Source organism: Chitinophaga parva, assembly GCF_003071345.1.
GTDB lineage: Bacteria > Bacteroidota > Bacteroidia > Chitinophagales > Chitinophagaceae > Chitinophaga > Chitinophaga parva.
In genome coordinates, this window is the sequence record NZ_QCYK01000002.1 from 404850 (window position 1) to 424324 (window position 19475).

At 47.1% G+C, this 19475-nt stretch carries 24 protein-coding genes and 1 tRNA gene; 6 read left to right on the plus strand and 19 right to left on the minus strand.

Features of this window, described 5'->3' with window-relative positions; all coding sequences use genetic code 11:
* Positions 1 to 3: 3 nt before the first annotated feature.
* The 17 genes from dnaB to DCC81_RS12145 all read right to left on the minus strand — a co-directional run bounded on the left by dnaB (position 4) and on the right by DCC81_RS12145 (position 11603).
* The gene (gene dnaB / locus DCC81_RS12065; protein ID WP_108686878.1) at positions 4 to 1566 is read right to left on the minus strand and encodes a replicative DNA helicase; all 1563 of its coding nucleotides are present in this window, start codon (positions 1564 to 1566) and stop codon (positions 4 to 6) included.
* Entirely contained in the window at positions 1478 to 2377 is a 900-nt protein-coding gene (locus tag DCC81_RS12070; protein WP_108686879.1) for a hypothetical protein, read from the minus strand. The genes dnaB and DCC81_RS12070 overlap by 89 nt, the downstream gene beginning before the upstream one ends.
* Positions 2377 to 2574, minus strand: a complete 198-nt coding sequence (locus tag DCC81_RS12075; protein WP_108686880.1) for a hypothetical protein — start codon at positions 2572 to 2574, stop codon at positions 2377 to 2379. The genes DCC81_RS12070 and DCC81_RS12075 overlap by 1 nt, the downstream gene beginning before the upstream one ends.
* A 16-nt stretch (positions 2575 to 2590) precedes the next feature.
* Positions 2591 to 2956 carry a hypothetical protein gene (locus DCC81_RS12080; RefSeq protein WP_108686881.1) on the minus strand — a complete coding sequence of 122 codons (366 nt, stop codon included), beginning with the start codon at positions 2954 to 2956 and terminating at the stop codon, positions 2591 to 2593.
* Positions 2957 to 2959: 3 nt separating this feature from the next.
* A complete protein-coding gene (locus DCC81_RS12085) occupies positions 2960 to 4630 on the minus strand; it encodes a DEAD/DEAH box helicase (RefSeq protein ID WP_108686882.1) in 1671 nt (556 codons plus the stop codon).
* Position 4631: 1 nt separating this feature from the next.
* Entirely contained in the window at positions 4632 to 4937 is a 306-nt protein-coding gene (locus DCC81_RS12090) for a hypothetical protein (protein ID WP_108686883.1), read from the minus strand.
* Positions 4934 to 5584 (minus strand): hypothetical protein, encoded by a 651-nt coding sequence (locus tag DCC81_RS12095; RefSeq protein WP_108686884.1) that lies wholly within the window; start codon positions 5582 to 5584, stop codon positions 4934 to 4936. The genes DCC81_RS12090 and DCC81_RS12095 overlap by 4 nt, the downstream gene beginning before the upstream one ends.
* A 162-nt stretch (positions 5585 to 5746) precedes the next feature.
* The gene (locus DCC81_RS12100) at positions 5747 to 6412 is read right to left on the minus strand and encodes a PD-(D/E)XK nuclease-like domain-containing protein (RefSeq protein WP_165806559.1); all 666 of its coding nucleotides are present in this window, start codon (positions 6410 to 6412) and stop codon (positions 5747 to 5749) included.
* A 1-nt stretch (position 6413) separates the two neighbouring features.
* Positions 6414 to 7775 (minus strand): hypothetical protein, encoded by a 1362-nt coding sequence (locus DCC81_RS12105; RefSeq protein WP_108686886.1) that lies wholly within the window; start codon positions 7773 to 7775, stop codon positions 6414 to 6416.
* A gap of 17 nt (positions 7776 to 7792) precedes the next feature.
* Entirely contained in the window at positions 7793 to 8677 is an 885-nt protein-coding gene (locus tag DCC81_RS12110) for a recombinase RecT (protein WP_108686887.1), read from the minus strand.
* Between the two features lie 493 nt (positions 8678 to 9170).
* Positions 9171 to 9241, minus strand: a tRNA-OTHER gene (locus DCC81_RS12115).
* Between the two features lie 163 nt (positions 9242 to 9404).
* Positions 9405 to 10058, minus strand: a complete 654-nt coding sequence (locus DCC81_RS12120) for a pentapeptide repeat-containing protein (RefSeq protein WP_108686888.1) — start codon at positions 10056 to 10058, stop codon at positions 9405 to 9407.
* 88 nt (positions 10059 to 10146) lie between these two features.
* The gene (locus DCC81_RS12125; protein WP_108686889.1) at positions 10147 to 10356 is read right to left on the minus strand and encodes a hypothetical protein; all 210 of its coding nucleotides are present in this window, start codon (positions 10354 to 10356) and stop codon (positions 10147 to 10149) included.
* The gene (locus DCC81_RS12130; protein ID WP_108686890.1) at positions 10353 to 10625 is read right to left on the minus strand and encodes a hypothetical protein; all 273 of its coding nucleotides are present in this window, start codon (positions 10623 to 10625) and stop codon (positions 10353 to 10355) included. The genes DCC81_RS12125 and DCC81_RS12130 overlap by 4 nt, the downstream gene beginning before the upstream one ends.
* Before the next feature lie 95 nt (positions 10626 to 10720).
* Entirely contained in the window at positions 10721 to 11131 is a 411-nt protein-coding gene (locus tag DCC81_RS12135) for a hypothetical protein (protein WP_133177642.1), read from the minus strand.
* Between the two features lie 6 nt (positions 11132 to 11137).
* Complete coding sequence (locus tag DCC81_RS12140; RefSeq protein WP_108686892.1) at positions 11138 to 11374, minus strand: hypothetical protein; 237 nt, start codon at positions 11372 to 11374, stop codon at positions 11138 to 11140.
* Positions 11364 to 11603, minus strand: coding sequence for a hypothetical protein (locus tag DCC81_RS12145; RefSeq protein WP_108686893.1), 240 nt, complete (start codon positions 11601 to 11603; stop codon positions 11364 to 11366). The genes DCC81_RS12140 and DCC81_RS12145 overlap by 11 nt, the downstream gene beginning before the upstream one ends.
* A gap of 113 nt (positions 11604 to 11716) precedes the next feature.
* On the opposite strand from DCC81_RS12145, the gene DCC81_RS12150 reads away from it, so the two are divergent.
* The 6 genes from DCC81_RS12150 to DCC81_RS12170 all read left to right on the plus strand — a co-directional run bounded on the left by DCC81_RS12150 (position 11717) and on the right by DCC81_RS12170 (position 16389).
* Positions 11717 to 12073, plus strand: a complete 357-nt coding sequence (locus DCC81_RS12150) for a hypothetical protein (RefSeq protein WP_108686894.1) — start codon at positions 11717 to 11719, stop codon at positions 12071 to 12073.
* A 195-nt stretch (positions 12074 to 12268) separates the two neighbouring features.
* The gene (locus DCC81_RS12155) at positions 12269 to 12925 is read left to right on the plus strand and encodes a heavy metal-binding domain-containing protein (RefSeq protein ID WP_108686895.1); all 657 of its coding nucleotides are present in this window, start codon (positions 12269 to 12271) and stop codon (positions 12923 to 12925) included.
* Positions 12926 to 13224: 299 nt separating this feature from the next.
* Positions 13225 to 13578, plus strand: a complete 354-nt coding sequence (locus tag DCC81_RS12160; protein WP_108686896.1) for an Arm DNA-binding domain-containing protein — start codon at positions 13225 to 13227, stop codon at positions 13576 to 13578.
* Between the two features lie 972 nt (positions 13579 to 14550).
* Positions 14551 to 14772 carry a hypothetical protein gene (locus tag DCC81_RS25380; RefSeq protein WP_133177643.1) on the plus strand — a complete coding sequence of 74 codons (222 nt, stop codon included), beginning with the start codon at positions 14551 to 14553 and terminating at the stop codon, positions 14770 to 14772.
* 419 nt (positions 14773 to 15191) lie between these two features.
* Positions 15192 to 15593 (plus strand): hypothetical protein, encoded by a 402-nt coding sequence (locus tag DCC81_RS25385; RefSeq protein ID WP_133177644.1) that lies wholly within the window; start codon positions 15192 to 15194, stop codon positions 15591 to 15593.
* 82 nt (positions 15594 to 15675) lie between these two features.
* Entirely contained in the window at positions 15676 to 16389 is a 714-nt protein-coding gene (locus tag DCC81_RS12170) for a hypothetical protein (RefSeq protein WP_108686898.1), read from the plus strand.
* Between the two features lie 404 nt (positions 16390 to 16793).
* Here DCC81_RS12170 and DCC81_RS12180 read toward each other — a convergent pair whose 3' ends face one another.
* Together DCC81_RS12180 and DCC81_RS12185 are read right to left on the minus strand one after the other, a co-directional pair.
* Positions 16794 to 17078 carry a uracil-DNA glycosylase family protein gene (locus tag DCC81_RS12180; RefSeq protein ID WP_108686900.1) on the minus strand — a complete coding sequence of 95 codons (285 nt, stop codon included), beginning with the start codon at positions 17076 to 17078 and terminating at the stop codon, positions 16794 to 16796.
* 484 nt (positions 17079 to 17562) lie between these two features.
* Positions 17563 to 19446: an ATP-binding protein gene (locus DCC81_RS12185; RefSeq protein ID WP_108686901.1), complete on the minus strand. Its 1884-nt coding sequence runs from the start codon at positions 19444 to 19446 to the stop codon at positions 17563 to 17565.
* Positions 19447 to 19475: the final 29 nt, after the last annotated feature.

Below are 19475 nucleotides of genomic sequence, written 5' to 3' on the forward strand. Positions count from 1 at the left end.
AGTTTAAAACGGTAGGTCATCAATGCCATCAGCCGGTGCCGGCGGCACGTCTATGGAATATCTTTTCTCTGCTTCGCTGAATGGTATGAACCTGGAACTACGCTCGGCATCATTCACCTCCGTGAGGTCATAAAATTTTTGAATAGCCAGGTTGGTGCGCAGGGCGATGGTGTCCAGCTCCCCGTTACGGTGCTTGGCGATCTTCAGGGAGGCGTCGTTGCGCAGGGCAGGATCCACGTCCTTTGCTTCTTTGCCGTAGTCAGACCGGTAGAGGAAGAGCACCATATCCGCATCCTGCTCAATAGCGCCCGATTCCCGAAGGTCACTGAGCTGCGGATGCTGGTTGCCTTCCTTTCGGTTTTCAACGGCGCGTGAGAGCTGGGAGAGGGCAATAACCGGCACGTGCAATTCCTTGGCCATCTGTTTCAGGCCGCGGGATATCCTGGATATCTCCTGCTCCCGGTTACCACTGCGCTGGTCATCACCGCCGCCCATCAACTGCAGGTAATCTATCACGATCAGGCCTACACCATGGTTTTTAACCAGGCGCCGGCATTTTGCGCGCAGCTCAAACAGCGTGAGCGCCGGTGTATCATCGATGAATAGGGGAGCGGTGGCGAAGACGGCGCGGCACTCTTCTACCCGGAATAACTCGGATTCTGTGAGCTTGCCGCGGGTGATAAACTTCAGTTCTACACCGCTTTCGGCGGAAACTATGCGGTCATTCAATTGCCCGCTGTTCATTTCCATGCAGAATATGGCTGCGCCGGTGGGCTTTGTTGGATGCAGGGCCGCGTTGCGCACCAGGTTAAGTGCCAGAGCTGTCTTACCCATGGAAGGCCTGGCAGCCAGGATAATGAGGTCCGTAGGTTGCCATCCGGCGGTGATACGGTCCAGGGAATGGAAACCACTTGGTACACCGGTAATATCCTCTTTCGCCTGCATGCGGGCCTTGAGCTGGGTTATCTGCTTGTCGAATACGGATATGATATGCTTGCTATCGGTCTTTGCCTTTTCGGCGGATATACCAAAGAGCTTCGCTTCCGTCTTGTCCAGCAGGTCAAACACGTCGGTGGTATCTTCGTATGCATCCTGTAAGGTCTCAGCCGATATCCGGATCAGATCCCGGGCCATGAACTTCTGGAAAATGATGCGGGCATGGGCCTCCAGGTTGGCTGAAGAGACCACATCGTTGGTAAGCTGGCTCACGTAAAAGGGCCCTCCTACGGCATCCAGTTCTCCCATGAAGCGGAGCTGCTCCACCACAGTCATTATGTCTATGGGTATGCAGGCGGCAGAAAGCCGGATCATGGCTTGGAAGATCTTTTTATTGGCTTCCACGTAGAACACATCCGGGTTGGTGAACACGCCGGCTACCAAGTCGAAAACTCCCTTCTCCAGCATGATAGCTCCCAGCACGGCTTCTTCCAGGTCACGGGCCTGCGGCGGCACCTTGCCGTAGACCATGTTGGTTAGATCAGCGTTCTGGCGGCCTGAGTGTATGTTCTTCTTGCTTTTTCCTTTCTGCCAGGTACTGTTCTGTTGATTTCGCAGGTCCAGGTCCATTTTTAACGGGTATTTCTTGGTTATAGTCTCGTTTTGACCAGTTGATGATCGTCAGGTAAACGCTTCTGTTTTTTCGCAGCAGCGGCTCGTAATTGTGCATGCTTAGCAGCAGGTTTTTAAGCTGGTCCTTGCTTACTTTTTGGTGAAGGGCCACATACTGCTGCAGGGTAAGCTGTTCTTTCATCTGTGCCACGCGGGGAGCGTTGGTCTTTATCCAGTCCTGAAAGGCCTTGAATTTATCCAAAGTACCAGTAGGCACACCCACAGGCACGTCAGTGCCGGTATTTATTTCTTCTTTCTTTACTTTATTCTCTATATTAGTTTTGTCCCCCTGCTGTCCCCCCGGTGTCCCTCGCTTGTCCCCTTTGCTGTCCTTTTCACTGTCCTCTCTGTTTGATGAAATGTAGTGCTGTGTTGTGTTTGCGTGTCCTTTTTGCTGTCCTTTTTGCTGTCCTGAACCGTTATAGACGGAATAATTTACCAGTGAAAGGATCGTGATGCCGTTTACGGCCAGTCGGCATATCATGCCCTCACGTTCAAGGAGTAGTAGGAAATCGTCCACCTTGTTCTTACTCCATTTCCATCGCTCAGCCAAGTATCGTAGGGAAGCTGGTAACTGTCCCTTTGTCCAAGAAACCAGCTTCCCGCCTATCAGCTCAGTGGCCTCCGATTCTTCAAATCTTGCGCTGACGCAAAGGTCCAGCCAAGCTTCCGACTTCGAGAACGTCCGTTCTTCCTTCCAAAATGCATGGTTAAAGAACTTACGATTGATAGGTATAAAATTGCTGAGTGTATCGTCTTTCCGCTTCATTAAAACAACTGCTGCTGTGGTGATATCTGTTCTTCGTTCTGTTTGGCCAGCAGCTTATCCAACTGCCGTTCGTGGTATCTGGCCTTTTCCAGGTCCGAACTGGCGCGGTGTTGGAAGTACCGCTTTTGATATTTCCGGACCTCTGTGGCCTGGTGAACCAGTGATCTATACCTGGCTTCAAGTGTTGCCTGATCCATATGGTAATATTGACTGTTAGGAGAGAAGCTGGAATCCGGTGGCGCTGGCTTCCGCCTGCTGGTGTACCACCCGGTTTAACGCTGCCCAACTGGTGCGCAGTTTGGGATCATCGTCCTTTTCCGGTTTCATGTTTTTATGATGTGCAGCCATCAGAGTAGTGAGGCCATGGGAACCATAGTGCTCGGGCTTTGTCTGGGCCTTCCGGAGGAAGATATCCAGCTCACCCTGGTACAGGGGAGAGCCATAGACGTCCAGCGGAACAGGACCATGTTGCAGGTCGTCCGGATCATCAGTCCACCACAATGTATGAGCAGAATAATACACCGTGGTGCTGCCTGTTTTCTTTACCTGCTGGAGCGTGATGTTTTTTTCTATACGCATACTTTAAATGTTGAAAAGGTTAAGCATTTTGTCTACCATGGCCATTTCCATAGTATCTGTGGCGCCGGTGATGGCATTACCAACAGTCTTTTTTTCCTGGATGATTTCGAACAGCCGTTCGTCGATTGTGTCACCTCCCAGGAAGTAGGTGCACATCACATTGTTGGTTTGCCCGATGCGGTGTGCACGGTCCTCACATTGCACGCAGTCCGCGTATGTCCAGGGGTACTCAACGAAGGCCACGCGGCTGGAAGCGGTGAGGGTAATGCCCACGCCGGCTGCTTTGATGTTACAGATGATGAGCTGGCATTTGGGATCCTGCTGGAAAGAGTCAATGGAACGCTGGCGGGATACCATGTCGTCACGGCCGGTGATGGTTACCGCATGGGGGAAGAGCTCTTTTAACTTATCAACTATCTGGTGCAGGCTACAGAACAGGATGAGCTTTTCGCCGGCATCCAGGATCTCCTGGGTGAATTCCTGTACCTCGTTCATCTTGCCCAGGGCGGAGATCTGTTTGAGCTTTCCCATCTGCACCATGATCTCACCCTTCATCTTTCGGGCGATTTCCCGGTCATCGCAGCCGTTATCCTTCAAGAACTGCATGAAGTTGTTTTTAGCGCGGTTATACTCGATGCGGGTAGTGATATCGCACACGATGGTCTGGCGCTGTTTTTCTGGCAAGTCCTTGGCCACGTCCTTCTTTTCCCGGCGGAAGAAGCAGTACTTATTCAGCAGGAAGTTGAGTTCTTTTAGGTTGCTGGCACCACGGCCACCCTCACAGAACCGGTCCAGAAAGTCCTTTCGGCCACCGAACGTACCGGCGTGGTTCATTATGGCCAGTTGTGGAAATAGGTCGATTGGTTTGTTCACAACCGGCGTACCAGATAGAAGCAGGACGTTTTCTTTGCCGTGGCACATGCGCAGCACCAGCTTGGCCTGCATCGTGCTGGCGTCCTTGCACCGGTGGCTCTCATCCACGATGACTGACTTGAATAGGGAGATCGTGCTGCGCATTTCAATTTCTTTGGCCAGCAGGCGCTCTCCTTTCTGTTTGGCAGGCACGCTGGTCACGAAATACTTTTTCAAGCTCTCGTAATTGGTAATGAACACATCGGACATGCCGGCATTCCAGTAGGTATGCCAGGTTGTTTTTACCTTGTCCTCGAGGATCATTGCGCGCTTATTGGAGAACTTCTCCCATTCACGCTTCCAGTTCATCTTAGTGGACGACGGGCAGATCACCAGGCAGGGGAAAGAAGCCTGCTTTAAAGCAGCCTCAATACCAACCACAATGCCTATGCTTTGGAGTGTCTTACCCAGGCCCTGCTCATCACCCACCAGGAGGCGCCGTAGTTGCATGCCGCGGGCAATGCCTTGGCGCTGGTAAGGGCGCAGGTCTGCCTTCAGGGGCAGCTCCACTTCCAGATCGGGCATGGGGGCAATCTCACCAACCTGCTCGGGAGCCAACATAGCAGCAAGCCGAATGTTTGCATGGTGTGTCTTCCGGAGCTCGTACACGGCATTGCGGGCATGTCCAGGTATAATCCATACCTTCTTTACCGGGTTCCAGCGGCGATCTGGCAGAGCTTTTACGGCCTGCGTATTGCGCTTGAACCATTGGTTAAAGCCGATGCTGATGTGAAATTCAGAAGGATGTTCTATAATGTCCATGTCAGGTGTCTGGTAATTTTGGTTCTCTTGCTATTTCTTCTGCGTCCAGTACTTCAATGAAGCGGATAGCCATAGCGGCTGTTTGTACGGCTTCCCTGCGCATGGCGGCCCGTTGATCAGTGAGTGACAGTCCTGCCTTTCCAGGTTCATACTTCGCCTGCAGTGCGTCCTTTAACAACTCCCCTGCCCCTTCCGCCACGATCGCTGCCCGGGCGACGATGTGATCGGGCCATCCTGGATGGATTTTTTTTGCTGACCGTAGCTCCTTCAGCACGTCATCCAGGATACCCGCTTTCACGCGGCTCATAAGTCCTCCCCATCTTCAAAGCCGCCGAAATCCATTTCCATTTGGCGCTGGGGGGCCTGCTTACCTGAATTGTATTCTTCAATCTCGGTGACCAGGTCAAACACCGCGATGTGCAGCTCATTGGTAAAAGCATACTCAGACTTCCAACGCACAACGGGGGTCTGCAGGCTTACCAGCTCGCCGGTTGACAGCCTCTTACTGCCGGTGAGGATCACACCTTCATTTTCCCCGGTGCCAGATATTTGGAAGGCGGTAACATGGAAGCGGTTCAACCGTACGGCCAGCGGATCCTGGTCGGATTCTGTGAGGTCAGGATCTGCATCCCAAACAGGCAGGTCGTCGATGTCCGGGATTTCGTCTGGGCGGATTTCCTCGCAGACTACTGCCAGGTGTACGTTCAGCTTGGAAAAGGCACGTGGAAGGTCTTCGTGCATAGGCACTTCGCTCTTTACACCAATCTTATTTTTTGTGTTTTCTGCCACGGTGTGCAGGTACTCGTAATGACAGAAGATGCCGCTCAGCTTCCCGCTGCGCACCTCGATGGCCTTTGCTTCCTGGTTGGCCCGTTCAATGCGTTCTAAGCCCAGGCGGGTGCTGTCGGAGAGGAACTTGCCTCCCGGATCGCTTACTTTTCTTTTTCTACCCATGTTTTAAGTGTTATGATTGAAAGATTGATAATAAATTCTGTCCTGACTGGAAAGCGTCTGCCATTGAGCTCCACGATCCACACATTGCCGTGATAAGCAACCGGGGTAACGATATCGCCCACAGCAGCATATTGTTCCGGGTGTCCGCCATTATGGAAGCAGCTATGCTGAGATTCTGATATTGCGTATATCGTCAAAGAGGTATGCATGTTTGAAAGCCAGTTCCTGGTATTTGTCTCTGCCGGATTTATACAGGTCTGAACCACGCTTCACCGGCACTTTGAATACTTTGAAGTTCACCTTACTAATGCCTATGAGCATGTCGTTGCTCCGTTCTTCGATATCCAGATACCAGGCGCGCTGGCGGTCGTAGTCGAAATATCGCACGGCATCCTCGAACTGCTTTTGCGAGGTAGCAGTGGTGCTTTTTATATCACCTGACATGTCGTACTCGTCGATGAACAAATCCCACTTGCATCTGACATCCAGAGAGAATGAAAACCGGCTATAGTCGATGCCGAAATTCTGCCTGATGCTTACCTTCTGGAAAGAAGACCGCTTTGCCATCATTGCGCAGAGTGGATCCCTATAGAAAGCCTTTTTCATCAGTTCAGCACGTTCAAAGTCTTCCCTGGTATATTGCTCACCGGCGCAGGAGAAGCGGAAATAATCCACCTTATGAGGCTCAGTGATCATGCAGTCGATCAGTGTGCCGAACTTATAAGCCTGTTCCAGGTCGTAAATAATACCCTGTGGCTGCCAGTACTTCTTTATCATTGACAGGTCGCTGTTGGATACCTCCGGGCGGCCGTAGTAAGGGTCTTTCATGCTACTTAACTGCTTTGCGATTAACTGCCTTGTAAGTGGGTACATATTGCAGGAACTTGCTTTCAATCACAGTACTGTTCTTATGGGCCTGCTTTTCGCAGTAGGCCTTCATTTGATCCATCTTTGTATTTCCAATCTTGTCAATACCCAGGCCTTTGCCTTCGTTTTCAAACCAGAATTGAAAGATCTGAACGTAGCCGGCAGCATGCAGTACTTTGATCTCAAAGCCCTGCCGAGTCTCCGGCGCCTCAGCCCCTTCGGCCAGGCTGGCCTCAGCATCGAAGAGCGCCATGGTCTCACCAGCGGCCTTGTTCATTTCAATCTGCTGGGCTGCCTTCTCTTCTTTTTCTTTGGCTTCCTGGGCCATTCGGGTAGCTTCTTCCTGCTCACGGCGCAGGCGGTCTTCTTCCAGCCGACGCTGTTCAGCCGCCAGTTCCTCCTGACGTGCCTTCTCAGCAACTGCAGCGGCGCGGGCCTCCTCTTCCAGCTGGCGCTTACGTTCACCTTCTGCTTTGGCGATCTCCTGCTGCCGCAGGCGTTCAGCTTCAGCAGCGCGAGCCGCTTCTTCCTGGCGTGCCTTCTCTGCAGCAGCCAGGGCTTCCAATTCTGATTTTTTGGATGGGAGACGGTCAATGAACTGTTGTTTCAGTTCCTCCACCTCGCTGCTGAAAATGGCAGAGAAGTTGGCAAAGAGATCCACTCCAGTGATGATGCCTGCCAGTTCATCGTGGTTATGCTGAATAGGGCGCAGAGTGGGCTTGAAAGACTGGTAGTGATCCAGGGAGTACAGACAGGGAATATCCGCCAGTTTGCGCTCCTTGTCAGCGAAGTTTTCCAGGGTGATCTCGTTGAACCCTGTATGCATGCGCTGCTTATACGATAGTAGGTGATCATTGAAGTGCTTATTAAGCTGGGTCTCAACGTCTGCTACCAACTGCACTCGCTCACGCTCTTTGGAAGCACGGCGCGCGGCTTCTTCTTGGCGCTGTTTTTCCAGCTCAGCCTGTTCCTTTGCATATTCATTTCTGTGCTGCTGAAGCTGCGCGGGGATGGTGCCGGCGCCTTTTACATCCAGCTTTGCCTCTTCTGCAGTGAAATACTTTTTCATTTCATCCATCATCTGGGTGATGGGCTTGCGGGCTTCTTCAATCTCCTTTTTGCGCTGGCCGATCTTTACCAGGTAGTCATTCACCAACTGATCTAGACCAGCATCCAGTTTACCGCCATTTGCATTTATCTTTCCGAGAATGGCGTTGCCAGCAGTGAGCGCCTTGGAAACTATGCCCTGGTTGGCGAGGAGGATTTCCCCGCCACCGCGGAAAGTTTCAATTGCTTTGTTGTATATAGTTACTTGTTCAGACATTGATAAGGGATTAGGGGTTAGAAATCGAGTTCATCAGACGGCGTAGGCGCTATGTCTACAGGCGGTTTGGAATTATCTTCCAGGAATGAGCCCACCGGATCACCTGCAGGCAAGCCGTAATCCGGCCCGTTAATAATATCGGCTTCGGTATCTACCGTTTCACTTTCCAGCCGGCTGAACTCACCGAGGCGGATCTTCGGGTAAGTTTTGAAGGCGTGTTTGATGGTTTTTGCCACCATCATGCCGGCAATGCCCTTGGTCCATGCAACGCTATTTGAATCCTTGCTGAAGCCGCGCAATACCTGCAACTCTTCCATGGACATTACCTTGTAATCCACCGTGTCATCAGCGCGGGTGATCCTGAGATAACAAGCAAGGATGTTGTTGCTCGTACGGGGCAGCGCTACGGTATGTTCAAGCAAGGTGGCGCCACGGCTGGTACCATACATAAACTTGTCACCCTCGTATACCAAGACTGGATTATCAGCATGCTTGATCTGGCCCTGGATGGTACGCAACAGCAATTCACCATATCCAGATACTTGCAGGGCCGCCCTCTTTTCCCATTTGGGATTATCCTTTGTGCCCACATTAATGTTGTATGGTACTACGTATAGGTGCTTGGCGGATGGGTCGAACGACAGGCCGGATACCGCTACATCCATGAACACACCATAAATGGATAATTTGGAGCAGGTTGCCAGGTTCGGGTTGTCGTTGATCATTTTGAGGAAATGGAATTTCTCCGCTTCGTAGTAGGCAGCCACTGCGGTGTCATTCTGAATGCCGTGTATTACCTTGTAGAGGTCCTTGAAGCGATCAGCCACCACCGGTGCCTCGATAAGCTCAGCAGGCCTGGCGTTGTTGATTAGTTGCAGGAGTTGTTGTTTTGAATTTTCCATATCTTAGCGATATAATTTTTGCTTTATTGACGAGCCGGTGCGATCACGCCCGGCTTTTTCTTTTGGGTAAGATGAGATCCTTTTAAAATAAGGCCTGGTGAAGCGTTTAACCAGGCCTTATCCCTGTCCGTTGCTATACTTTGTTGCGCCTATGTTTCGGCGCCTTCTTCGTCATCCTCTTCCTCATCGGGATCAGCAGGATGCATTTCGCGGTATTTGTGCATGCGATATGTTTAAAAGTAAATCTGCTGCCGTGGTATCGGCTGTGCCCCGGCATAAGACACTCGCAGGAATCCGGTATCACATAAAGTGGAGCGCTCACCCTTCGAGGTGTAGGCCGCGCTATTGGAACCCCAAAGACCAACAGGCACCGCGCCCCATATGCGGCCTTCCACTACGTGCTAGCTTCGTGGTATTTCCAGCATCTTCTTGCGGCACTTGCAATTGCTGCTCAAACATCGGCTGGCAGTTCGGCCTTCTTCTGTATGGTTCGTGGAGAGGGGAGGATTCGAACCTCCGTCCAGGCATACGCTCCTGTACATTAACCACTCATGTTATCTCCCCATTTGCCGGTCTCTCCCGGCTGCCAAGGACAGGCGGCCCTTTCGCTAGTTTTTACGTGTTGCTTCACGGCTACAGCTTAACCCCGTATAGCTTCCGGGAAAGCACCTCCCTGTCCAACAGAGCTTTTGGCCGTTTCCCGCGCCATCCGGGCGAGGTGCTTTGTTTATGATGAGGAAAGAGTAGTATCAGGAGCGGGCGTAGCCGGTTTGGGATAGACGAATAGCTCAAATTCTTCGATCCAATCCAAAACGATCTTTGCAATGCCATTGCTTTCAGGAGTATCGCCTTTCTTAATGGCGGCAAAGAGTCTTTCAGCGGGGCGAGAAGCTTGTGGCATAATGCCAGCCATCTTTTCGTAATCCACACGGCGGGCGTTTGCAATAGTACCTACAAGGCATGCACAATCTCCCTGGTAGACGCTACCATCTATTTTACCGTCAATGATGGCCTGTTTCAAATCAGAGACTTCAGGGATAGCATGAACAAGGATCTCATAGAGGTCTGCCTTAAACGGCTGCAGGGATGCGCCGTCCAGGGATGCGCCGTCCAGGGATGCGCCGTCCAGGGATGCGTTACGCAGGGATGCGTTACGCAGGGATGCGCCGTCCAGGAATGCGTTACGCAGGGATGCGCCGTCCAGGGATGCGCCGTCCAGGGATGCGCCGTCCAGGGATGCGCCGTACAGGGATGCGCCGTCCAGGGATGCGCCTTGCTTAACAGCTTCCTCTACTGTATCCTTTACGGTATTGTCTTCCTTCTCATAAGAGAACAGTACAGAGCCCCAGATGCTTTTGATTTCAATTTTCAGGTTTGCCATGTTTTATGAAATAAAAAAGTGAATGAAAATGAATCCAGCGGCGAGACCACCGCCGGGGTTGTCGTATTTCCACGTTATGAAAAATGCGTCAATTGTTCCTTTCGCGGTCTTCCTGTTTTGGCAGCAGGTTGGGATATTTCTCAACATGCTGGTCATATTTCTTTCCTGCTTTCACGAGTATGAACGCCAGGAAGATCATCGCGATAAGGAGCAGGGCGAGTACACCCAGGAAGAAGTATACCTTCGCAATTTGTTCCTGCTGTTCAACGAAGGCCCGGTGTGCATCGGCCGCGCTCATTTAAAGATGACGTTTAGCACGTGACGTGTTTCCTTGCTCCAATAGTACAGCGCGTACTTCGTGCGCTTGGCGCGCTCCATGGCCTTGATGCCGCGGGCAACACGTGCCGGCTCTGTGAGGATCCACCAGCGCTTCACGCGCTCCACAATGAAGATGATGCCGCCAGCAATAATTAGCGAGTAACCAATGAGCTGTAGGCCAGTTGCCACGTATTCACCTACAGTGGTAGGCTGGCTGAAATAGTTGTTGAATGCAGTTAAAATGTCCATTAGTTAAGGGAGTTAAAGAGTTATGAAAAAAGGTGCAGGTTTAAAAGGAAGCCGGAAGCAGGATTACTCCCGGCTATTCCTACTTATCCTTATACCTATGAAATGACGGTTTTAGCAAGCCATTCAGAGTAGTCCCGGTCTATCAACTCATCCACACCGTGCTGCCGAATGAACTCTTCCATGTTCTTCACCATATCAGACCAGCTCATGTCTTCCCACCATGTTCTAAAATCGCCTCCCACCTGCAGCCACTCAGCAGCCCATTCTTGCATATAGGAAACCTCCCAACGCGCCCTGTATACGTAGCTGGCGTTCTGGCTGGGGCGATAGCACATTATCTCAATGTACTCGTCGTAATGGCCGGCATAACCGGCTTCGTGCAGACGGATGGAATCGTCTCCAACATCAACGATTTCAGGCTGTTCATTGTCCATGGCTTCTATTGCAGCAGACATGGCAAGGGCGGCCGCCTTTAATGCGGAAATAAGGGATGGCTTGTTGTTCATGGTGATTTATGCTTTGATGGTGATCTTGCCGAGGATGTTTGCGCGCAGCTTGGCCAATTGTTCGTCAGTCGCTCCGCGTCTCCTGCGGCCCTTGCGGGCTCCCGGCGCCTGGACAGGCGCCAGGGCATTTATTAGCTGTGTTACTTTGTTGACGATGTTATTATGCTCACTGGCCAGCATCGCTGAGCGCACCTTGATGGCCTCCAGCTCAGTGAGCAGTAGCTGTTGTTCCTTACTGCTCATCAGGGATGGTTTTAAGGAATGAGCGGATCTTTGCGGCGGTCGTTGGGGTCAGATTCATACCCGCTATCGCCCGCTTGATAGTATTTTTCGGCAAAGCCATTGTTTCACTGGCCTGGAGCAACTTGCCGTATCCCAATACCACGGCCGCCAACTTGTTACACTCCTCCTCAGCCAATGGCTTCATATTGATAGCCGTATTATTATTTTTTACTACATTTGCGTTGCTCATTGTGTTTATCGATGTGTACAATGCAAATATATGTTGCTTGAAGCAATCTAAAAAACAAATCTGGTTGCTCAAGGAAAATTTTGATTTTCTTCAATATTGCTCAAAACAATTAAATGGATCTCAAAAAAGAAACCGAGGAATTATTGAATATTTTAAAATCACAAGGATTTGACAGGTCCCAAATAGAACAGGAACTGGCATATAGTGATAATTACATAGCTCAACAGCTATCCAAAGGAGGTAATCCCAAACTGTTGGCGAAGCTTAAAAAATTAGTTGCTTCAAGAAACATGAAGGCGGCCGAGGGCTATGTCGTGGTGGATGTCGGTGCAGCGTTAAGACGAATTGAGGCCCGCCAGGAAGTATCACTTAGCGCGATCGCGGAGATTTTGGCTCATCAACGGAATCTGCCAACGGTATCTGTCCTTGGAGAATTGGAAGCGGCGATAAATAAACGGTTAAGCGTTTAGGGGCCAATACGGCAAGCGGACGTGGATTAGGGGGCTTTATGGTCTTCCTTTTCTTCTTCTTCATTACTACAGGTATTGTGGGTAAAACTCTAAAATACTAATTTTTTTAGCAAATCAACGCGGCCATTACGCAGTCAATCTGCGCATAGCCTACCGTGTGGATAAAGTTGTTAACATTCAAAACTTCCTCCCTATATGTCAAATCATGCATCTTGCCCCCGATGTGGTGCCAAAATAAAGGATGGGTTCTTAGGTGTAAACCAATTACTTGAAGACTCACAATGTGAGCTCATAGCAGAAATGACGAATACTCCAAAGGAGCAAGCGTGCGCGAGCTGCCGGAGTGATGCATTTTACAACGCGATCTCAGAACTTAGACAAAGACGGGATCAACTGGCCGAAGAAATTGTTAAGCAATCTGAAATAATGCCCATCGTGACGGCACCGTCACCTATGGGATGGAATTATCGCACCATTGGCATGGCTACGGGTCAAAGTACTTCAGGTACCGGATTCTTAACTGAAGTTAGCGCTTCCTGGACTGACTTCTTTGGGATGCAATCCGGTGCATACAATAAAAAGATTTCAGAAGGAGAATTGCTATGCTATAGGCAACTTAGAAGTAAGGCCTTGCAAATGGGCGGAAATGCAGTAGTAGCCACTGATATTGACTACTCAGAAATGGGGGCTGCTAAGGGAATGGTAATGGTATGTATGTCTGGAACAGTAGTTAAAATTGAAAACACCGACGTAGTGAGTGATGTGTTTGCGGAAACGATGTTGAGAATAGATAGCATGTTTGGACAGCTGCGTACTTGGGACAGCAAATATAGCGCTCTTTATAACAAATAAAGGGATTACAGGCCTCCTTGCACGGTCAATATAACCGTCAATAATTTTGCAGGATTGTCTGCATATTAAATAAAATGTGAAAACGTAAAGTACTGCATCACAATAATAAAAAATCTGGTTCACAGACTCTGACTCTGTTTGTCTTGGTTCGAATCCAGGTTCGGCAACAAAAAATAGTTTAGATTTTTCTAAATTTGAATTTTCGAGGCCACGCGTTAGCGTGGCCTTTTTGTTTTTCTGCAATTCCCCATAGCTTTTCAATTTTTTACAAAATTTTTTAGCCCATCAAAAGATTGGAAATGAATGCTTTAAGAGCTTCTTATAAACTATGGTTAAATAAAGCCAAATTCAACAAAAAAGGTGAAAATACTATCTATCTTCGACTGCAATTCGGCGGCAATAAGGCTGAAATGTCAACCGGCGTAAGTATTCCGGCGAAGTACTTTGACGAGAAATCCGGCAATGTAAGTCGCGAATATCCTGATGTTGATTTTTTAAATCTTCAATTGGATAATCTTATTGATAAATATAGGGAGGTATACAAAAAGCTAAGTTTAAAGCAGTCAGTATTTACTGTGGATGACTTGAAAAACGTGATGCTAAATGGTGATGGCGAACAGTCTGGCCTTATACGGTTTGTTATGATTTTTTAGTCATTAATCAGAATAAATTGATTGTTTTGTTACATCCTGAACATCAAAGAGTCAAATGTCCTGGATGTTTGTTTATTGAGCTAGACGATGTAAAAGTAGTGAATTCGACAGGCTGGTTAAAGGAACTAGATTCGAAATATCGCAGATGACGTTTCAGGAGTCTTGTTTAGCACATCTCGAGCGTAACCGATAATAGAAGTTATCAACCAAGGAAAAATTGATAGTCTGAGGTGGTTGGTAATGTGTTCTGGTTAGCTTACTCAACACGAAACAGCAGATAATTTAACATATGAACTTCAATGACTTTTATTGGCATGACTCTGTTATGAAAAGCATTTATATTAACCGTACACATTGACTGGTATGATAAGCCCCAGTCTTCAATAGTGTTTAGGGATGTTTTTCAGTTAAATGCAAGGATGAATTTTGGGGTAATTGCCCCAGAATCAATAGATGATGGATATATGGAGGCTGATGACTGTGAGGACATCAAGACATTTCGTAAGAAATGGAATGGCCTCAATGACAATATAATTCTACATTGCTATGTGATTAAAACGTCATCCACGGGGAGTGAGCTGAGAATAATTGCGCAAAGTTTTGAGGAAATTTTGTAAAAAAAATTGCCTCAAATTGATTAAGCAAGCATTGTGATTAATTTAATTGAAGATTGTGGTCTTTTGGTCAAAAGGTAAATGTCCGATGATATCAAGCAGGAATATTTTTGGCATGCAACTGTAACCAAATCATGGTCCCTGATCCCTGATCCCACGTTGAATCAGGATTCCATCATTAGCCCATATTGTAATTTGAAACCTATTGATGTAATTGCCGCACCAAGTAAGAAAAAGAAAACAAGCTAAAAATACTGCAAAATGAAAATTTGGCATCGACGCTGAAAGCGGCGTTCCGACAGTATTTTTCGAACAGCATGCAAGTGTTCCTTTAGTTGAGGAAGCTGGGTTAAAAATTATGGACTACGACATCGTAAATGTTAGTCAGGCGATAAAGGTTGCCATTGATCCCAAAACAGGGAAGATTAACGTATTGCCTTTTACAGATATATTTCCTTCAGCAACACTTGATGTAAACCGGGAACGAATCATAAATTATCCTCAGCCCTCATCCGAAAACACACATCACTTAACGCCAAAGGATAAAAGAGTAAATGGTTACAGACCAACGATTTGGTGATCTCTATGAAATCGACACTAACAAGAATGTCCTGCATAAGGAATATAGCATTGATTTGGGGAAAAACCGAACAATTACAGTAGCCCAATTTCAGCTGCTAATATTTCTACATTCAAAGTAGCTATTTTATTTGCATTTATCGTTTCATCAATTTGGGGCTCTTTACTTCTGTATAAAATATTTTCTTCATTGTCATGCCCTATAGAGTGCAACGTCTTTATAGGTTTTACTACACTGCAGGAACTTTAATAGGCCATGGCCATTAGAGAAGGGAATTAAATATTTTGACTTAGACAATTGAAAATGTATTTTAAATTATTATCTTCAATTCGTGGAAAAGACCATTAATGCTACAATCAGTAATTAAAAAAGTCTGTAGCATACCTAAAAATGTAACCCTGTAAATAATGTTGTAGCAAATGTTATCTATCGTTTACAACAAATCTGAACGTTTAAAATTTAATATTTTGAGAATTCCCCTGTTTGTAACAATCTTATACTTGTTTTGTATTTCATGCCAGTCAACAAAAGAATATCAGGCAAGTGAAATTAAAAGGATCCAATCTCTTTACAGAATCAAATTTATTCCAGATGCTAACACACCATCAAGAACACGGAAGGAAATCAAAATAGGACTTGAAGAATTGGAGCGAGCAGCAGCGCTTGCACCAGATTCAATAGAAATTTCACAATATTCAGGACAAGATGCCGGACAAGCAGTAATTGATTCATTTTACAAAAACCATTATAAGATATTATATATCCAACAACATAATTTTCAGAGCAAACATAAAATTTTACTGCAACCCTCATCAAATTGATTAAAATTAATCATTTGAGAATTCACGTTGTACATGTAGCCTCTTACTGACTTCGCCAAGCTTTTCACAATTTAAATTTTATATGAAATATTTCATTTATTTGTTTGCAGGGTCTTTGTCCCTCTTTATCGGATGTTCAAAGAATGACAAATCAGCTCCAGCCCATAAGGATGATTTAATTGACGGCTTTACATTGATTCAGGTCGATTCTATTGCAAAACATTATGGCGCCAAATTTACATCTGAGCCTGGATCTTCAATTGATCGAGGGATAAAAATCAGTGATTTTATCACCTTAATGGAATCCAGACATAAAGCAGGTTTTGGTTCAAGCGCTAAAGTAATCGAAGGAACTGTTACTCCTCAAAGCCAGGGGGATGTATACAGTGATGGGGATGATGGGAACACCACTGTTCCGCTTTCTCAACAAGGTGGTCAGATTTTTAACCTAACATGGAGTTTTCCGAATTTATACGAATTGGCCTTTCCAAGTATTTATAACGCGATCTTCTCTTTTGGCCTTCCTGCAACAATAAATTCTTCCGATTTTCTTTATGCGGGAGCTACCATGCCAGCATTTCCAACAAGTTGGGGTTATTTACATCAGACTGGTACTATTTCTGGTTCTACTGCTGCCCTTAATCTAAATATCATTGGTCGGGAAACACAAATTTTGCATGTTGCTAATGGAAGTTTTACTACTTATTATATGGTTCAATTTAAAGTACAGAACCAGCCAATGCTGAATGGGGCCAAAATACATGCAAACATTTCGCTCACACAGTTAAACCCTTAGTTTGTCTGACAAGGCCAAATTTTCAGACTGGCTTAAAAGGAGCAGGTCTTTAAAGAATATAGATAGGCCCGCGGTAGCGGGCCTATTTCTTCCTGGAAAAGATTTTAATGACACTTTTGCCAACCGTGGTTGCGAAAATTTTAGATCAGCCAATGTTGAAAAATTGTTGCAAAAAGTCTTTATATCGCCCTAATTGGGCAAAGAAACGGTATGCAATAACTTAAAAGCCAATTTTTTAAATATTTGTATGATTTACATTATGTTAAATAGAAATCAATTCTTTGAATATTTGGGACTATTTCACTAAGTGTGTAAGTTTAAAAATCGAGGTAAACAGGGTGGGTTATATTTTTACCCGTCCTTCGAAAATAGTTAAAAATTGATTCAGGATCATACCCCAATTTCTAATGGGCATGGTCCATTTTTTTGAAGCTTTCCGCAATGGTATCAACGCTGGTGGTAAAAAATATGTGCTCTATCTGGCTGTTTCGCAGCTGGTCCACCAGTTCCAGGTTGTAGGCCCTGGGTATCAGATGGGCATCCAGGGCGGTGTTGAAAATCCGGTCACAGGTGCGGATGGTATCACTCATGGTGATGCGGTGGGCAGCTAAAAATGTCAGGACAGGCTCCCGGGTGATGGGCGGGAAAAGCTTCTGCCAAAATGATCCAGATGCTACTCTGGCTGCCATAAAAAAGTCCATTGCAAACGCCGTATAGTCGTGGGGGGAATGGTGCCGATGATAACGACCCGGCAGGTGGTGGCCATGGGTGGTCAAGGTATCGGTGGTGGGTGTGGCGGTTGCTAATAGACGCTGAATTTTTAATTCCTCGAATTGGAGATTCTGCTACTTTAGAAAGCTTTGATTTACCTTATTTTCTTAATAATCAATGTTATTTGACTCAAAATTCGTCCACTTGGGGCAACAAAAAATAGTTAAGATTTTTCTTAATTTGAATTTTCGAGGTCACGCATTAGCGTGGCCTTTTTGTTTTTCTGCAATTCACCATAGCTTTTCAATTTTTTTAACCTGTTCTGATGCAGATTTTTTGAACCTTCAATTAGATATAAATACAGGGAAACATCCCCCCCTTTAACTACTCCGGCGAAGATCCCCTGCATTTGGTGGCGGTGCACCTGGTCTGCTAAATTTCCATGACTTGTTTATAAGGTATTCAGGTCGTAGTCCTCGGCAACTCAATATAGAAGGTGCTGCCATTACCCGGAGAACTTTCGCACCAGATGGTACCGCCATGCGCTTTTATGATCTGCCGGGAAATAGATAATCCAAGACCAAAAGACTGTTCTCCTGCGGTACCAGCTCTACGTGATATGGTGAACATATCAAATATTTTGTCTTTCATGTCTTCTGGGATCCCGATTCCCTGATCCTGCACCCTGATTTGCACTTTGTCTGGCTTCGCCTCCAGCGACACCTGGATACGGGCGCCATTGGGGCTGAATTTGATGGCGTTGGTAATGAGGTTACTTATCACACGCCAGATCTTTCCCCGGTTAACATGGATGATCACGTGTACTGCCGTCAGGATCAGCTGCTGCATTTTTTCCTTTGCCTTGAAGTCCAGCAGCTTTACACCATATTCAAGGAGCTCGTACATGTCCACCGACTCTATCAATAATTCTTCGGAGCGGGTATGCATGAGCAACAGGTCGTTCACGAGTTCCAGTGAATTTTCGCCGGAGGTTTTGAGCAGGTCCAGCATCATACGGTCATTATCGCTGCGAGGTCCGTCAAGTAACATCAGGTCGGCGATAGATGTCATGGCACCTATGGGGTTGCGTAGATCATGTGCTACTATTTTAAGCATCTGGGTATTGTCTGCCTGGCTTTGTTCAAGTGCGGCCATTGTATGCTGTAATTGTTGGAACTGGCTTGAGATGATTTTATTCATATGGCGGGAGCGGCGGTACAGGTAGTAAATAAAAGCCAGCAGCAGTATAGTGGTAGCGCAGATGCCTGCCAGCATCCATATTTGGGTGAGTTTGTTCCGGTTGCCGACTTCCAGTAAATGGTTCTTCTCCCTGATAGCACTATAAACAGTGTAATCACCGATGAATTTCTTCAGATTGTTATTGTCTTCCTCCAGTGCGGATGCCAGCAGTTTTTGTACATGGATGATCTGGTCTTTGTTGCCGATCAGTTCCGTGTTGGCCAGGATAACTTTCAATAACTGCAGGCTAAAGTTCTTATAGCCATTTTTCTCCGCGATTTCGTAGGCACGTGTATAGTACGCCAGTACACTGTCTGGTTTGTTTTGCAGACAATCTCCATACAGTATCAGCAAACTGATCTCCAGGTATTCCATTCCAGTATTGCGGGAGTGATCAAGCGCAGCCCTGATCAGGGGCAGTGCTTCGTCTATGCGATTGTTAGCGACCATGTACGTGGGAAGCATGAGCATAGCCAGTGACTGCATTGGCTGATCATTATACTTCTCCGCATTAGCCCGTGCTTTAGCCAGGTAATATTTGATCGTATCCTCCGGGAGCTGTGGATTGTCCAGGCAATAGTTGAGGTAGAGCAGGGTCTGGATGCTGTCACCTTTCAATTGCTGCCCGAGCTCGAAGCCCCGGCGGCCGAAGCTGACAGCCTTTACGCTGTCCCCTATGTCCGTATAGACAGTTGACATATTAGAGACTACCTGGGCAACATTGGCAGAATCACCCATTTTCCGGTATGAGATCAGGCATTTATTGAACAGCTCCAGCGCTTCCTTATAAAGTCCTCTGAAATACAATGCTGCTGCGATCACATTATCAGCGTCGGTTTCACCTTTGGTGTATCGCAGCCGGGCCGAGAGCGCTTTTGCCGTCATGCCATAATAAAAGCAACTGTCAATGTCTTTCATATAAAACAGCATACCGATGCGATTAAGCTTGTCGGCAAACGCAATACTGTCTTTGATAGAAAGCAAATGTTGCTGTTCCTGCCTGATCGTGGCGGATTGTGCCATTACGCTCTTCTCCGAAGCGCAGAGGAATAGGCACAATACGAGAAGGGATAAGGGTGTTGAGAGTTTCATGAGGATGATGGTCAAGTCTGGTGTTTAATTTAAGCTTTTTTTAG

Excerpts from the sequence above, each read along its gene's own strand:
- dnaB (WP_108686878.1), bottom strand. The coding sequence starts at position 1,566 with ATGGACCTGGACCTGCGAAATCAACAGAACAGTACCTGGCAGAAAGGA.
- DCC81_RS12070 (WP_108686879.1), bottom strand. The coding sequence starts at position 2,377 with ATGAAGCGGAAAGACGATACACTCAGCAATTTTATACCTATCAATCGT.
- DCC81_RS12075 (WP_108686880.1), bottom strand. The coding sequence starts at position 2,574 with ATGGATCAGGCAACACTTGAAGCCAGGTATAGATCACTGGTTCACCAG.
- DCC81_RS12080 (WP_108686881.1), bottom strand. The coding sequence starts at position 2,956 with ATGCGTATAGAAAAAAACATCACGCTCCAGCAGGTAAAGAAAACAGGC.
- DCC81_RS12085 (WP_108686882.1), bottom strand. The coding sequence starts at position 4,630 with ATGGACATTATAGAACATCCTTCTGAATTTCACATCAGCATCGGCTTT.
- DCC81_RS12090 (WP_108686883.1), bottom strand. The coding sequence starts at position 4,937 with ATGAGCCGCGTGAAAGCGGGTATCCTGGATGACGTGCTGAAGGAGCTA.
- DCC81_RS12095 (WP_108686884.1), bottom strand. The coding sequence starts at position 5,584 with ATGGGTAGAAAAAGAAAAGTAAGCGATCCGGGAGGCAAGTTCCTCTCC.
- DCC81_RS12100 (WP_165806559.1), bottom strand. The coding sequence starts at position 6,412 with ATGAAAGACCCTTACTACGGCCGCCCGGAGGTATCCAACAGCGACCTG.
- DCC81_RS12105 (WP_108686886.1), bottom strand. The coding sequence starts at position 7,775 with ATGTCTGAACAAGTAACTATATACAACAAAGCAATTGAAACTTTCCGC.
- DCC81_RS12110 (WP_108686887.1), bottom strand. The coding sequence starts at position 8,677 with ATGGAAAATTCAAAACAACAACTCCTGCAACTAATCAACAACGCCAGG.
- DCC81_RS12120 (WP_108686888.1), bottom strand. The coding sequence starts at position 10,058 with ATGGCAAACCTGAAAATTGAAATCAAAAGCATCTGGGGCTCTGTACTG.
- DCC81_RS12125 (WP_108686889.1), bottom strand. The coding sequence starts at position 10,356 with ATGAGCGCGGCCGATGCACACCGGGCCTTCGTTGAACAGCAGGAACAA.
- DCC81_RS12130 (WP_108686890.1), bottom strand. The coding sequence starts at position 10,625 with ATGGACATTTTAACTGCATTCAACAACTATTTCAGCCAGCCTACCACT.
- DCC81_RS12135 (WP_133177642.1), bottom strand. The coding sequence starts at position 11,131 with ATGAACAACAAGCCATCCCTTATTTCCGCATTAAAGGCGGCCGCCCTT.
- DCC81_RS12140 (WP_108686892.1), bottom strand. The coding sequence starts at position 11,374 with ATGAGCAGTAAGGAACAACAGCTACTGCTCACTGAGCTGGAGGCCATC.
- DCC81_RS12145 (WP_108686893.1), bottom strand. The coding sequence starts at position 11,603 with ATGAGCAACGCAAATGTAGTAAAAAATAATAATACGGCTATCAATATG.
- DCC81_RS12150 (WP_108686894.1), top strand. The coding sequence starts at position 11,717 with ATGGATCTCAAAAAAGAAACCGAGGAATTATTGAATATTTTAAAATCA.
- DCC81_RS12155 (WP_108686895.1), top strand. The coding sequence starts at position 12,269 with ATGTCAAATCATGCATCTTGCCCCCGATGTGGTGCCAAAATAAAGGAT.
- DCC81_RS12160 (WP_108686896.1), top strand. The coding sequence starts at position 13,225 with ATGAATGCTTTAAGAGCTTCTTATAAACTATGGTTAAATAAAGCCAAA.
- DCC81_RS25380 (WP_133177643.1), top strand. The coding sequence starts at position 14,551 with ATGGACTACGACATCGTAAATGTTAGTCAGGCGATAAAGGTTGCCATT.
- DCC81_RS25385 (WP_133177644.1), top strand. The coding sequence starts at position 15,192 with ATGTTATCTATCGTTTACAACAAATCTGAACGTTTAAAATTTAATATT.
- DCC81_RS12170 (WP_108686898.1), top strand. The coding sequence starts at position 15,676 with ATGAAATATTTCATTTATTTGTTTGCAGGGTCTTTGTCCCTCTTTATC.
- DCC81_RS12180 (WP_108686900.1), bottom strand. The coding sequence starts at position 17,078 with ATGGCAGCCAGAGTAGCATCTGGATCATTTTGGCAGAAGCTTTTCCCG.